At 41.2% G+C, this 13,455-nt stretch carries 14 protein-coding genes; 9 read left to right on the forward strand and 5 right to left on the reverse strand.

Annotated features, from left to right (window positions below; genetic code table 11):
- Positions 1-53 precede the first annotated feature (53 nt).
- From HC643_RS37630 to HC643_RS37640, 3 genes are all read left to right on the forward strand, one after another.
- Positions 54-350 carry a hypothetical protein gene (locus HC643_RS37630; RefSeq protein WP_038079897.1) on the forward strand — a complete coding sequence of 99 codons (297 nt, stop codon included), beginning with the start codon at positions 54-56 and terminating at the stop codon, positions 348-350.
- 275 nt (positions 351-625) lie between these two features.
- Positions 626-1,366, forward strand: a complete 741-nt coding sequence (locus HC643_RS37635; RefSeq protein ID WP_050045493.1) for a protein kinase family protein — start codon at positions 626-628, stop codon at positions 1,364-1,366.
- A gap of 38 nt (positions 1,367-1,404) precedes the next feature.
- Positions 1,405-2,157, forward strand: coding sequence for a slipin family protein (locus HC643_RS37640; RefSeq protein ID WP_038085580.1), 753 nt, complete (start codon positions 1,405-1,407; stop codon positions 2,155-2,157).
- Between the two features lie 60 nt (positions 2,158-2,217).
- Here HC643_RS37640 and HC643_RS37645 read toward each other — a convergent pair whose 3' ends face one another.
- On the reverse strand, positions 2,218-4,245 hold the full coding sequence (locus HC643_RS37645; RefSeq protein WP_038085583.1) for an FAD-dependent oxidoreductase: 2,028 nt from the start codon (positions 4,243-4,245) through the stop codon (positions 2,218-2,220).
- Positions 4,246-4,437: 192 nt separating this feature from the next.
- Here HC643_RS37645 and HC643_RS37650 point away from each other — a divergent pair, with 192 nt between their 5' ends.
- Both HC643_RS37650 and HC643_RS37655 read left to right on the forward strand, forming a co-directional pair.
- A complete protein-coding gene (locus tag HC643_RS37650; protein ID WP_137986199.1) occupies positions 4,438-4,776 on the forward strand; it encodes a hypothetical protein in 339 nt (112 codons plus the stop codon).
- 44 nt (positions 4,777-4,820) lie between these two features.
- The gene (locus HC643_RS37655; protein ID WP_050045492.1) at positions 4,821-5,708 is read left to right on the forward strand and encodes a pentapeptide repeat-containing protein; all 888 of its coding nucleotides are present in this window, start codon (positions 4,821-4,823) and stop codon (positions 5,706-5,708) included.
- On the opposite strand, the gene HC643_RS37660 is transcribed toward HC643_RS37655, so the two are convergent.
- The 4 genes from HC643_RS37660 to HC643_RS37675 form a co-directional block, all read right to left on the reverse strand.
- Entirely contained in the window at positions 5,676-6,197 is a 522-nt protein-coding gene (locus HC643_RS37660) for a hypothetical protein (protein ID WP_038085589.1), read from the reverse strand. The genes HC643_RS37655 and HC643_RS37660 overlap by 33 nt on opposite strands.
- A 244-nt stretch (positions 6,198-6,441) precedes the next feature.
- Positions 6,442-6,657: a hypothetical protein gene (locus HC643_RS37665; protein ID WP_038085592.1), complete on the reverse strand. Its 216-nt coding sequence runs from the start codon at positions 6,655-6,657 to the stop codon at positions 6,442-6,444.
- Positions 6,658-6,747: 90 nt separating this feature from the next.
- A complete protein-coding gene (locus HC643_RS37670; RefSeq protein ID WP_038085595.1) occupies positions 6,748-6,957 on the reverse strand; it encodes a hypothetical protein in 210 nt (69 codons plus the stop codon).
- 60 nt (positions 6,958-7,017) lie between these two features.
- Positions 7,018-7,263, reverse strand: coding sequence for a hypothetical protein (locus HC643_RS37675; RefSeq protein ID WP_038085596.1), 246 nt, complete (start codon positions 7,261-7,263; stop codon positions 7,018-7,020).
- 408 nt (positions 7,264-7,671) lie between these two features.
- Here HC643_RS37675 and pflB point away from each other — a divergent pair, with 408 nt between their 5' ends.
- From pflB to pflA, 4 genes are all read left to right on the forward strand, one after another.
- Positions 7,672-9,900, forward strand: a complete 2,229-nt coding sequence (gene pflB / locus HC643_RS37680; protein ID WP_038085598.1) for a formate C-acetyltransferase — start codon at positions 7,672-7,674, stop codon at positions 9,898-9,900.
- A 299-nt stretch (positions 9,901-10,199) separates the two neighbouring features.
- On the forward strand, positions 10,200-11,252 hold the full coding sequence (locus tag HC643_RS37685) for an Acg family FMN-binding oxidoreductase (protein ID WP_038085600.1): 1,053 nt from the start codon (positions 10,200-10,202) through the stop codon (positions 11,250-11,252).
- 257 nt (positions 11,253-11,509) lie between these two features.
- Positions 11,510-12,280, forward strand: a complete 771-nt coding sequence (locus HC643_RS37690) for an SDR family oxidoreductase (RefSeq protein WP_038085602.1) — start codon at positions 11,510-11,512, stop codon at positions 12,278-12,280.
- A 207-nt stretch (positions 12,281-12,487) separates the two neighbouring features.
- Positions 12,488-13,255, forward strand: coding sequence for a pyruvate formate-lyase-activating protein (gene pflA, locus HC643_RS37695; RefSeq protein ID WP_038085603.1), 768 nt, complete (start codon positions 12,488-12,490; stop codon positions 13,253-13,255).
- Positions 13,256-13,455 lie beyond the last annotated feature (200 nt).

Genomic DNA, 13,455 nt, shown 5'->3' on the forward strand with positions numbered 1-13,455 from the left:
AAAAAAAGTGTTGTTAGGCTAGCGATCGCAAAAAAGCTTTGGAGAACACTGTCATGAAAGGTCTGAGTTTGAAATCCAATTCCTCCAACGTAAGTTTTCCGAAAAACTTCCAAGACAGATCTAGCAAGCAAACCGCTTTATGGTCATGGTTGCAGGGACGCTGGCAAAGACTAATTCAAGAACTGGCGAGTGCAAACGAATTAAAAGTTTGGCAGAAATGCGATCGTCATGGTAGCACTTATTGGGAAGCCTATGACCCCATAACAGGTAAGCGTTATTACTCAGGTTCTGAGGCTGATGTGATTGCTTGGATTGAGCAACTTTATGTAGGTAAAAGGATTGGAAGCTAGAGACACTGGACTCGGGAGTTAATGCCCGATCGCCAATCGCTAGTCCCGGTGTCCTTTGTTAAATTTATGCCTTGAATTGGGAATCTTAATGGTAGGAACTGTAGGTACTAACGTTAATAAGTCCTATGATTGTGAGATCTTGTACTTACTACCAGTTAGCCAAAGTCACTTTAAAAAGCTTATAGTAAAAGCTATCTTCCCTTGTGGAAGCATTAAAGTGCTTATTCCAAACACTTCATAGTTCCTGCGAAGTATCCCTCTACCGAGGAATTCCAATGATTGATGAATCTCTATCGCAGGGGTATCCCGATCCCCTCTATAAATCCAGTGTAGATAGCTCGCAAATAGAACAACTCATTGAAAGTATCCACCAGGAATTACTTCCCAACTTGCAGATTGAGAGTGTCAATCCTCACGATCCAGTTCAAGTCAAGTATATTCCACATCCTTGGCAACGCCTTGGATCGGGAAATTACGCGGCTGTCGTTTATCATCCTGAATACCCGAACCAAGTCGTAAAAATTTATGCACCCGGACGACCGGGCTTTGAGGAGGAGGTAGAGGTTTATCAACGTTTGGGTTCCCATCCTGCTTTTTCCGAATGTTATTATGCTAAAGACGGCTTGTTAATCCTAAAACGCCTTTATGGAGTTACCCTCTATGACTGTATGCACCTAGGCTTGCAGATTCCAGTACGGGTTATACGGGATATTGACCGAGCTTTAGATTACGCCCGCAAGCGAGGTCTTTACCCTCATGATGTCCACGGGCGCAACGTAATGATGCATGAAGGTAAAGGGTTAGTCGTAGATATTTCTGACTTCCTTCAAGAAGAAACCTGTTCCAAGTGGAATGACTTGAAGAAAGCTTACTACTGGTTGTACCGTCCTATTCTTTGCCCGCTTCGGTTACGAGTTCCCTACTTTCTCTTAGATATTGTTCGCAAAAGTTACCGATTTCTCCGCCGCTTGGCTTCACTCATATTACCAATTCGCAAAAGACGGAAGTCATTTTAGTTTTTCTTCAATTCGACATTATTCACTGAACCATACATATGGAAGCGTTAACAGGTGCTTTCTTTACTTTCTTAATATTTCTCACACTATCAGGATGTAAGTTAGATAAGGAATATCAGCGTGGGGTTATCTTCCGCTTGGGTAGAATTAGTGGTGTGAGAGGTCCGGGACTGTATTGGATTATTCCTATCGTAGACCAAAAGACTCAGATAGATATCCGCACTAAAACAGTAGATATTGAACCGCAAGAAACTGTAACTGCTGACAGTGTGACGATTAAAGTTAATGCTGTTCTCTACTACCGAATTCTCAACCCCGCTAAAGCCATTAATCAAGTTGAAAACTATCAAATGGCTGTCTATCAAACTGCTCTAACCACCTTACGTAATGTTGTAGGGCAAAACATTTTAGATGATGTATTGCAAAATAGAGACAAAATCAATACTAGAGTTCAAGAGATTGTAGACGAAATCACAGAACCTTGGGGAATTGTCATTGAAAGAGTAGAAACCAAAGACGTAGAGATTCCCCTTGCAATGCAAAGAGCAATGGCGAAAGAAGCAGAAGCCATTCGAGAAAAACGCGCTCGTATAATTAAAGCATCAGCAGAACAAGAAGCTTCAATTAAGCTATCAGAAGCTTCTGAATTGATTGCAAAAAATCCAGCCGCTTTAGAATTGCGACGGTTACAAATGCTCACAGAAATAGGAGCAGAAAATAACACAACAACTCTAGTAATGATACCTTCTGATTTAATTGTTTTAGCGCAAAAACTCTCAGAAAAATTATGAATTATGAATGTACAAATTTTCAATTCATAATTCATACTTCATAATTCATAATTCATCATTCTATTTCCAGTCTTCCCAATTTTGGTTGAAAATTGAGGTATCGGGGAAAGCAGTGGGATTACCGTTTTTCTCCAACAACTGTTTTAGGATCTGGAGTTGAGGTTCTGGTTTGGGTAATTCGTCAACGAGTTGGTAAGGTGCAATACCATTTTTTAGAGCAAAAGCGGCTGTTGTTCCGGCTGCAGCACCGGCAGACCATTCAAAGGAGTGTACCCTGTAGGCGGCTGCAGCAATATGACTGGTAGCAATGCTTTTACCACCAACTAATAAGTTGTCAATTTTTTGTGGAATCATTGCTCTTAAAGCAATTTGGAAGGGATAAGCTTGTCCCGCACCACGTCTTTCTCCCGCACGTTCTGTATTACCAGGTGCTTCTGGAGGACTTTGTGTCATACAGGGATGGAAGTCAATGGCGTAATGACCGATACCTACAGCATCGGGGAAAATAGTAGAACGAGTCCGTCGGGCTACATTATCAGGTTTTTGCTGACCGGAAAGCACGGCTGCTGCTTCCAATCCCGCCAATGCAGCTTTTAAACGGCGGTATTCGTCTGCAGGTAGTGTCTTGCGGTAGTATTCGTCGTCATAGTTGCGGCGGGAAATATCTATTTCCCAAATACTAAAGCCTTGGGGTTGTCCCCAACTGGGGCGTCCAATAATGCGCCTTCCTTCTCTCATATAAGGATGTTTTGATAAGCCGTGTGCTGTCCCCATTGGAGAATCTAACCCGGATAGATAGCGGTTATTGGGCTGCACCTGCTTGACTCCATCACCTAATTGGGAATCTGTTGTTCCAGCTACCAGCCAATAATAATAGCCTTGGGCAATTTCTTCACCTTTACGTAACGCCTCTGTCCGCAGTCCACCCATCCAACCACCTGGTTTCAACTGTCCGGAGGCTTGTAACTGCTGGCGAGTATAAATGAGGTTGTCTGCAGAAGTTCCCGGACGGTAATCGTTACCCCAAGTCCAGTTTTGCATGGAAATGTCTTCTGGGGCGGGTCCAGAAAATTTGACTCCTCCAAATTCCATCGGTTCCCCGTCTCTGGGGCTCCAAATACGACGGTAAGTAAATACTAATGGAAAGCTTGCCAGTCTTTTTAGTTCATAACTGTAGTAAGGTGCGTACTGTTGGTAGAATGGGGGCATTGTTTGATTTTGCGGTTGCTCGGTAGCCTCCATTGCAAAGGTATAGGTGAAGCCTTGGGTGCAGTAGGGGTCATTGGTGGCGCTAGAAGAAGAAGGTTCCAAGTAAGAACGAGCATCAATACCCAATCGGTAAGGAACATCAGCAAGGGCAATAATTTCCCCTGTTTCTGAAGTGTCTACGACATACCAGTTTGGTGCATTCGTGTTTCCTTTGGCTTTGGTTGGCTTGGGAACAAGGCGAATGATGCTTTTTGTAAACCGAGAAGAGTTTTCGTAGGTATAGGCGTCTTCAATAGTTTGAGATAGGGGGAATGTGTTTAGGGGCTGTGCTCCTTTGGCTGGTTGATGTTGGATAGCGATCGCGGCGTTAATCAGTTTACCATCGCTGCTATATTCCAAATCTTTAACAACCGTGTTGGGCAACCATTGCAGTTTTCCTCGACCCCTCTTTTCAGCATCCTTGAGCATAGCACTCAAAATTTCATGACCGTCACGAGGTAAATAGCAAGAATCGCTTACCCAGCAATCTCCGGGATTGAGGTCTCCTTTATAATGACGCTCAATGCGCTGGCGTAATTCCAAGTAACCACGGGAGTAATATTGTTTTGCTCGCTGGGTTGGGCGTTCGTCCAAAGCCGAAGTTCCTTGAGAAGAAATTTGTCCTCCAAGCCAATCAGTTAGTTCTGTCAGACATACTGTTCTACCTGCAAGTAACCCTTCATACGCGGTAGCAGTACCAGAAAGCCCACCACCCACAACTAGGATGTCACAATTGACTGTTTTATCTGGGTTTCTTGGTGGTGCGGCGATCGCTGAATGTGGTGCGATAAAAGATGAGATGAGAGTCAGAGAAATAAGCGATGCGTGTTGGCGCTTCATGTTCAGTAAAATTCCGTTCAACTCCATTAACAACTTTGAAAGCATTTTTTTAAGCAGCTTGGCAACTCTTTGTACACAACTAGACAAACAAAACCTGCTTGGGGCTGCAAAAAAATCCCGAGCAACTTTTACAAATACTGTTGGCGAATGGTGAGTCTAACACCTCACCTCGTTCCCAGGCGGAGCCTGGGAATGCCTTCATGGAGGCTCCGCCTCCTGTGTCGATCTGCTAAGCGAGGCAGCAAGCAGTCCACCCGTCTGCATTCCCAGCCAGAGGTTGGAAACGAGCGAGGAAAAATCGAACCAGTAGTTGAGACAGTATTGCCAATGTTAGGTACTATATCAGTAGTCGAAGACGCTATAACGCCAAAAATGTTCTTGGTTTCTCTTGTAGCGATTGAAATCGCGACTATACAAACGCTCGTCCTTCTTGTGCAGGCTGACGTGACAAAGGGTGAGAAGCAGTATAGAACTGACAACGAGCCAATTTATGATGACAATTCACAAATGAGTGATTTATCCTGGAATTGATTCGCCTATTGTTAGTCAATAAGAATACAAACCAGTATAAAGGTATGAACTTCCTTATCCTCAAAATTCTTATTTTGCTAGTTTTCATCTTTATAACTTGTTTTGGATGGCAATCTCCTGTATTTGCCTATAAAGAAGAAGATTTGACTAAGCTTGTAGATACCAAGCAATGCGTTCAATGCGACCTTTCTAATTTAAAAAAGTTAAGTTACAAAAAAATTGACTTAAATAAGGCGAATCTTCAAAAAGCCAATGGGATAATGACGGATTTTAGTGGTCTTTCCCTTAATGAAGTTAATTTAAGTAATGCTAACCTGATTGATGCAAATCTTTCACAAATTACTGCTGTTCGTATCAATCTTAAAGAAGCTCAATTAAACAGAGCAAATTTAAGTAAGGCTAACCTCAATGAAGGAAATCTTAATAATGCTACTTTATCTGATGCCAATCTTCAAGAAGCTGACTTCGATCGGGCTAACTTAAATAATGCCGATTTATCTCGTGCTAATTTAGGTAATTCTGACCTCTATCGGGCTAATCTAAAAAATGCAAATTTGAATGGAGCGAGTTTTAAACGAGCATATTTAAGAGGAGCTAATATGCGATATGCAAATTTGGTAAAAGCTGATTTGAGTCATGCTAATCTTAATAGTGAAAATGAAAAAGAAAAAACAGATTTACGAAATGCTAATCTTAAAGGAGCTAATTTAATAGAAGCTAATTTAGCAGGTGTAGATTTGCGGAAATCTACTCTGGTAAATGCTAATTTGACTAATGCAAATTTAAAATTCACTCAGTTGAATGGCTCCGATCTAGATAGAGCTAATTTGAGTCTTAAGAAAGACGCAATTGTAAAAATTAACAATCAATATGTTAACACAATACAGAAAATTTTTGCTCTACTCCCAGCTATAATTAGCAAGTTTTCCTAGAAATAAAATGGCTCCCATAGAGTTAAGAGCAAAGGTCATACTATCATTGAGTGATTCGCTGAAACGGAACCTACACTTTTTTTGAGGTAGTAGTGTTTGATTTGGGATAGTGGTACAGTCTTGAGAATATGACAAAGTTTTTGCAGATTTATCCTTCAGTATCAAACTTTTTTCCTCCATGCTGGTGGTGTTATTTTCCTCAAGCTTAACTTGGGAGATTGTAGAAAAAAGTTTGTTTTCTTCTTGAAGCTGTTCTACAATCTGACTGAGGAATGTTTGAGAGTCTTCAATTTTAGCTAAATTCATCCCGCTAACTACAACCTGGTACTCAGATTTTTCATTCAAATTAAGATTTTCTTCTATTTCCTGGGCTTGGCTTGGAGGAATTCCCATAACTTCTAACTCAATCTCAATAGGCAATTTTAACATCATAGAGATATTAATTTTGCTTTTATTTGAAGGGCTGATTGGAGCAGGTGATGTAGACATGGTATCCCTCAACTATAGAGTTATGATTTTTATAATTTAGAGAAGAAAGAAGGCAGTATCAAAACAAGCTACCTCCTTTCAAATGCGATCGCGCAGGTTATACCATTTCTCTAAAATCAGGCGACAGATTGAAAAAGGTTGTTAGCATTTTTCTCAATTGGGATACTCCCTACAAAAAAGCTTGAGTTGGGATGAACCCGCTACAATCGACAAAGTGCAGCCTTAATTTAGAGAAGTAGTACAATTAATGTTTGTCATAGCCGTTTTGATAACAAACTGGGGGTAGTGCTTTCACTTCTGGACTCAGATTAATATCTGGTTCGAGATAAACAGCAACTTTCTCACGCACCGCATTAGGTGATTTAATTTCCACTGTTGGTTCGATGTGAATGGGAATATTTAATTTGATAGGTACGGTAAACTCGCAAGCTTTATAACAATCAGCTTTGTACTCAGACATTGGTTTAACTCCTTTGGTTAGATAGAGATTGGTGTGAATGAGAGATAATCGTTATGTGGGTTGTGCAGTTTGTTCGGCTAACAACTTAGGTTAGTTACAGCCATTTTCATAGCAAACAGGAGGCAGTGCCTTGACTTCCGGGCTAAGTTTGATATCTGGTTCGAGATAAACAGCAACTTTTTCACGCACCGCATTAGGTGATTTAATTTCCACTGTTGGTTCGATGTGAATGGGAATATTCAATTTGATAGGTACGGTAAATTCGCAAGCTTTATAACAATCAGCATTGTATTCAGACATGAGTTTAATTCCTTTGGTTCGTTCAAGAATGGTATGAGTGAGAGATGATAGTTATGTTAGTTATGCAGTTTGTTCGGCAGGCAACTGGTATTTCTCATAGCCATTCTGGGGATGACATACGGGTTGTACTGCTTTAACTTCTGGCTTGAGATAAATATCTGGCTCAACATGGATATTCAGTTTTTCTCGTACATCATTAGGTGTTTTGATTGCCACTGTTGGTTCGATATGTATGGGAATATTCAACTTGATAGGTACAGTAAATTCGCAACAGTTGTGATATGATTCAACGTTGTAAGCAGACATGGTTTTATCCCGATTAAATGAATGATTTTGATTGAGAGATAAGTAATGCTTGGATAGCTTACTTTCAAGTAATTTTTAGGAAAAGTCAAATCAAATTACGCTTTTATAATTGAATCAATTTGATTTTCTTCCCTTACACCTTTTAATAAATACAAGCAAAATTGACTTATGCACTTTTTGAAGCTTTAGCGAGTACAGCCCAAGTCAAAACCGAATGAAGCGATTTTGCATCCCGTGAGACAAGCTGTGAGGTATGTCGGACTGATACAGTAAGTTGTGCTTGGTGTTTGGGGTCGATCTTCACAAGTTCCTCAAAATATCTTTTTATAACTGAACTTGGAAAAGTTAAGGAGAGTGGAGTGTAAAGTGAGGAGCACCATCTCTCCTATCCCTCGGGAGGCATAAGATATGTTTGAGCAGTGGCAAGGTTTCGCACCGGGCTTATGGATGAAGGAAATCAATGTCCGTGACTTCATCCAAAAAAACTACACTCCTTATAATGGTGATGGTTCCTTTCTGACACAAGCAACCGAACAAACTCAGAAGCTTTGGAACCAAGTCGTACAATTCATGAAGGAAGAACGGGAGAAAGGAATTCTGGATGCAGATACCGAAGTGGTTTCTACTATTAATTCCCACGCTCCCGGCTATATCGATCGCGAATTAGAACAAATTGTTGGTTTGCAAACCGAGAAACCTCTCAAGAGAGCTATTATGCCTTTTGGTGGGATTCGACTGGTGAAAAACTCTCTGGAAGCTTACGGTTACAAGCTCGCTCCAAAAACTGAGGAAATTTTTACTAAGTATCGCAAAACTCATAATGATGGAGTTTTTAGTGCCTATACTCGCGAAATGCGATTGGCGCGACACTCTGGAATTATTACTGGTTTACCCGATGCATACGGTCGTGGCAGAATTATTGGTGATTATCGTCGTGTTGCTCTCTACGGAGTTGACCGTTTGATTGATGATAAGAAGCAACAACTCGAATCCCTGGAGGTTGATGCGATAGACGAGCCAGTCATCCAATTGCGGGAAGAGATTTCCGAACAAATTAGCGCCTTGTTTGAACTCAAAGAAATGGCTGTGAGTTACGGCTTCGATATTAGCCGTCCTGCTAGTGATGCTAAGGAAGCCGTGCAGTGGCTTTACCTGGGTTACTTGGCTGCAGTTAAAGAACAGAATGGTGCTGCTATGTCTTTGGGGCGAGTTTCTACCTTCTTAGATATTTACTTTGAGCGCGATTTAAAGAAGGGGATTTTCACAGAAACCCAATTGCAAGAATTTATTGACCATTTTGTCATGAAATTGCGAATGGTTCGTTTTTTACGGACACCAGATTATAACGAACTTTTTTCCGGAGATCCAACTTGGGTGACAGAATGCGTTGGTGGTATGGGTGAAGATGGCAGATCTTTGGTCACTAAAAATAGTTTCCGCATCCTGAATACTCTCTATAATTTGGGACCAGCACCTGAACCTAATTTGACCGTTCTTTGGTCGGAACGTTTGCCTCAAGAGTTTAAATGTTTTTGTGCAAAAGTTTCTAAAGATACAAGCTCTATTCAGTATGAAAATGATGATTTGATGCGTCCTTACTGGGGCGATGATTATGCGATCGCTTGCTGTGTTTCTGCAATGCGAATTGGCAAGCAGATGCAGTTCTTTGGCGCACGCGTGAATCTCGCCAAGTGTTTGCTGTATGCAATTAATGGTGGAAAAGATGAAAAATCTGGCGAACAAATTGGACCTGCTTATGCGCCTGTGACTTCTGAATATTTGGATTACGAAGAAACGCTCAGCAAGTTTGAACGGATGATGAGTTGGTTGGCTAAGACTTATGTTAATACTTTGAATGTCATCCATTACATGCACGATAAATATTCTTACGAGCGATTGGAAATGGCACTGCATGACCGGGATATCCTTCGTACCATGGCGTGTGGGATTGCAGGATTATCTGTGGTTGCCGATTCACTTTCTGCTATGAAATACGCTAAAGTAAAAATATTGAGAAATGAAGCTAATTTAGCAGTAAATTATCAAATAGAGGGAGATTTCCCTAAATATGGGAACAATGATGACCGTGTAGATACTATTGCGGCTCACTTGGTTACCAAGTTTATGAATGAAGTCCGCAAGAACAAGACCTACCGGAATGCTGTTCCCACCCAGTCTGTGCTGACTATTACCTCTAATGTGGTTTATGGCAAGAAGACAGGCAATACCCCAGACGGAAGAAAAGCCGGAGAACCTTTTGCTCCAGGAGCTAACCCCATGCACGGACGCGATACCAAGGGTGCGATCGCATCTTTGGCATCCGTTGCCAAACTCCCTTACCAACACAGTCAAGATGGAATTTCCAACACCTTCTCGATTGTACCGTCTGCGTTGGGCAAAACAGAAGATATCCAGATCCATAACTTAGTGGGAATGCTAGATGGTTACTTCCATGATGGCGGTCACCACATCAACGTTAACGTTTTGAATCGAGATATGCTGTTGGATGCTATGGAGCACCCCGAACTCTATCCACAATTAACAATTCGCGTGTCCGGGTATGCTGTCAATTTTATCAAACTGACGCGAGAACAGCAGCTTGATGTAATTAAACGTACATTCCACGAACGGATGTAATCGTTGTAGTAACTTGGATTACCTTTGAGAAATTCATAAATCCTACTCAGTTTGTCATTGTGCTTTAACGCTTAGCACAACGACAAACCGAGGGACTTCCAAATAAAAAATCTCCCAAAATTTCCTTCCTGTGATGCCCAAAGCAGCTCTATGGAGATCGTTGCGTAGGCTTCAAAACCCCTATCGTAACAAAGAAAAAATCATACTATATATAGTTTTTAGCGTGTATTATATACTTAACAATAATGAGTATTTGTTAAAATGCTTTAAAATTTATAAATATTTATTAAGCAAAAATCATGTCAGAGATAATATCGTCTGAACCTTTAAGCCCTTGGAACGTTTCAGAGATTAACTTTCCCAAACGCGGTAGTCCCTCCGAGCAGCTGGATTTTCTGATCAACTATGCCGTTCTAGCTCCATCACAATACAACGCTCAACCTTGGTTGTTTAAGATTGCCCATGAAACCATTGAGTTATATGCTGACAGAACCCGTGCTTTGCCCGTGATTGACCCCCAAGATCGGGAATTAATTATGAGTTGTGGTGCAGCGTTGTATAACTTAAGGTTAGCCATCAGACACTTTGGTTACATTGATGTCGTCAAAACATTTCCCAATCCAGACGATCCAGATCTATTAGCTCATGTCTGGTTGGGAAGTCAAAGAAAGCAAACAGAAGAAGAATTTTTGCTATTTGCCACCATTAAGCAACGGCATACAAACCGATTGGCTTTTCAAAATAAACCCATCCCGGAGACTCTCCTCGCTATTATGGAGAAGTCAGTACTTGAAGAAGGTGCATGGCTTCATTTTATTCAAGAGCCAGACCTTCGTAATGGGGTAGCAGATCTCGTTACAGAAGGCGATCGCATTCAGCTAGCAAATCCGCATTTTCGTCGGGAGCTTGCAGCATGGCTGCATTCAAGCCGCAATGCTACTCATGATGGTATGCCCGCTTACGCTCAAAGCATTGGGGAACTGCTAGATTTTACTACTCCTATGATAGCCCATAGCAACCGTACCTTTGATACTGGTAGGGGACAAGCCGCCAAAGAACGTGAATTAGCTCTGGGGTCGCCAGTATTTGCGGTATTGGGTACAGAAGAAGAAACCATTGTCAGCTGGCTGAATGCGGGACAGGCATTACAAAGACTGTTACTGCTCGGACAAGCAGTCGGTGTTTCCGCATCCTTCTTAAACCAGCCCATACAAGTTCCCGAACTGCGTCCGCAACTGAGAAGTCTTCTGAATACTTCAGGTTATCCCCAAATATTGCTGCGTTTTGGTTATGGGACTGAAGTCAAACCAACGCCCCGAAGGATAGTCAGTGAAGTGCTTCGCCATGAATAGTTTAAACACCTTGAACAACCCCATCTCTAAAATCGGGTTTTTCCATCAGTTAAATGTTAAGTTATATTTTGCTAACAGTATCAGATCCTTGTACGAGCGTGTGTTTTTGCCCTAAGAAGCTTTGTTATGTTTGCCTTTTAAGTATGCTTTAAACTTAAAGATACGTATTTAAAAAATAAATTACGGTTGAGAATTTAATAAAATTACGGATTAACAGACAGCACAATTGCACAATCTGTTTATATAGGAAGAATACCATGAGCGAGCGTTGGGCACTGGCTGGAAAGAAAGCGCTGATTACGGGAGCAACAAAAGGAATTGGGCGAGCGATCGCTGAAGAGTTTTTGGCTTTGGGTGCTGAGGTGATGATTGTCGCCCGTAATAGAGCAACGATGGTACAGGTATTAGAATCTTGGCAAGCACAAGATTGGAAAGCACATGGCGTTGCAGCAGATGTAGCAACCACAGAAGGTCGCCAAACCATTCTCAGTGAGATTAAATCCGCATTTAGGGATGAACTCGATATTTTAGTCAATAACGTTGGTACCAATATTCGCAAGAAAGCAGTGGATTATTCGTTACAAGAGTATGCATCGATCTTTCAGACCAATCTCGATTCGGTTTTTGAACTTTGTCAACTCACTTATCCGTTACTAAAAGCCAGCAAGGAGGGTAGCATTGTCAATGTTGGCTCAGTCGCCGGATTAACTGCCGTTCGCACAGGTGCTCCCTACGGTATGACAAAAGCCGCGCTAGTACAACTAACTCGTTCATTAGCGGTAGAATGGGCAGGCGATCGAATTCGTGTTAACACCGTTGCGCCTTGGTTTATCCAAACTCCGCTAACAGAGCCATTACTAAATAACTCAACCTTTTTGGAATCTGTGCTGGCAAAAACCCCGATGGGTCGTATTGGCAAACCGGAAGATATTGCTGGATTGGTCGCATTTTTGTGTATGCCCGGAGCAGCATACATCACGGGACAATGTATTGCTGTTGATGGTGGTTTTACTTCCTTCGGGTTTTAGATTTCCGACAGGATTTTTATTGGACTTTGAACAAAAAAGTCCAATTTCTTATTCTGTGTAAATCATCGAGAAGTTGTGTTTACAAATTAGTAAATTTTAAGTGGCAGTTTTCAACCCTTCACAAGTTCTTCAAACTTTTAACCTATAAATTGAAATGAGAGGTCAAATTAAGACCTCGTCAAAATAAGCACATTTACAGGCAGAGGTATGCTGAGTCGGTCTTCCCAAACAACAACCAACTCTAATAGCAGCTTAGGTTATATCCATTCTGTGGAAACCTGTGGTACAGTAGATGGTCCGGGTATACGTTTTGTAATATTTACTACAGGATGTCCCCTTCGTTGCCTTTATTGTGCAAATCCTGATTGTCGCCATATAGAAGATGGAAAACTAACCAGTGTTGATGAATTGATTGTAGAAATTCAAAAGTACACATCATATATGAAAGCCTCTGGAGGCGGCGTAACTCTTTGTGGAGGAGAACCTCTTTTTCAACCAGATTTTGTTAAAGAAATTTTGAAACGCTGTAAAGAGTTGGGAATTCATACTGCTTTAGATACATCGGGCTTTTGCGAGCTAGAGATAGCGAAACCCGTCTTAGAATTTGTTGATTTAGTGCTGTTAGATATCAAATCTTTTGATCGAGCAACATATAAAAAAGTCACTAGCGTTTCTATTGAACCAACACTAGCGCTTGCAAAATACTTAAGTGATATTAATAAGCCAGTCTGGATTCGTTATGTTTTAGTACCGGGACTTACAGATGAAACACAAAATGTCGAGGGTGTAGCTAATTTTGTGGCGACACTCAAAAATGTTGAAAAATTGGAAGTTTTACCGTTTCACAAGATGGGTGAATATAAATGGGAGCAACTAGGTTATGAATACAAGCTTAAAGATACATTACCTCCCACACCCGAACAGGTAAAGAAAGCTGTGGATATTTTCAAAAGCCGAGGAATTGCAGTGGTGTAATTTCAGAGTGTTTGAGTTATGGGATCTGAATAAGTCATGGTTCTTAGTACTTTACACTCATTCTTAACAAAGATAATCTTGCATACTACTTTTGTAGTATAATTGGAAGTGCCAAAAGCTCCAATATTTTTATCTTTTAATCTCAAGCCTCTCCCAAGGATAGGGACAAGACTGCTAAATTGGATAAGTGTGCTGCTTGA

This window comes from Tolypothrix bouteillei VB521301 (genome assembly GCF_000760695.4).
Lineage (GTDB): Bacteria > Cyanobacteriota > Cyanobacteriia > Cyanobacteriales > Nostocaceae > Scytonema > Scytonema bouteillei_A.

Bases quoted from the DNA above. Each gene is read 5' to 3' on its own strand.
- HC643_RS37635 (WP_050045493.1), top strand. From the start codon at position 626: ATGATTGATGAATCTCTATCGCAGGGGTATCCCGATCCCCTCTATAAA.
- HC643_RS37655 (WP_050045492.1), top strand. From the start codon at position 4,821: ATGAACTTCCTTATCCTCAAAATTCTTATTTTGCTAGTTTTCATCTTT.
- HC643_RS37675 (WP_038085596.1), bottom strand. From the start codon at position 7,263: ATGTCTGCTTACAACGTTGAATCATATCACAACTGTTGCGAATTTACT.
- pflB (WP_038085598.1), top strand. From the start codon at position 7,672: ATGTTTGAGCAGTGGCAAGGTTTCGCACCGGGCTTATGGATGAAGGAA.
- HC643_RS37665 (WP_038085592.1), bottom strand. From the start codon at position 6,657: ATGTCTGAGTACAAAGCTGATTGTTATAAAGCTTGCGAGTTTACCGTA.
- HC643_RS37670 (WP_038085595.1), bottom strand. From the start codon at position 6,957: ATGTCTGAATACAATGCTGATTGTTATAAAGCTTGCGAATTTACCGTA.
- HC643_RS37630 (WP_038079897.1), top strand. From the start codon at position 54: ATGAAAGGTCTGAGTTTGAAATCCAATTCCTCCAACGTAAGTTTTCCG.
- HC643_RS37690 (WP_038085602.1), top strand. From the start codon at position 11,510: ATGAGCGAGCGTTGGGCACTGGCTGGAAAGAAAGCGCTGATTACGGGA.
- HC643_RS37640 (WP_038085580.1), top strand. From the start codon at position 1,405: ATGGAAGCGTTAACAGGTGCTTTCTTTACTTTCTTAATATTTCTCACA.
- HC643_RS37645 (WP_038085583.1), bottom strand. From the start codon at position 4,245: ATGAAGCGCCAACACGCATCGCTTATTTCTCTGACTCTCATCTCATCT.
- HC643_RS37650 (WP_137986199.1), top strand. From the start codon at position 4,438: ATGCCTTCATGGAGGCTCCGCCTCCTGTGTCGATCTGCTAAGCGAGGC.
- pflA (WP_038085603.1), top strand. From the start codon at position 12,488: ATGCTGAGTCGGTCTTCCCAAACAACAACCAACTCTAATAGCAGCTTA.
- HC643_RS37685 (WP_038085600.1), top strand. From the start codon at position 10,200: ATGTCAGAGATAATATCGTCTGAACCTTTAAGCCCTTGGAACGTTTCA.
- HC643_RS37660 (WP_038085589.1), bottom strand. From the start codon at position 6,197: ATGTCTACATCACCTGCTCCAATCAGCCCTTCAAATAAAAGCAAAATT.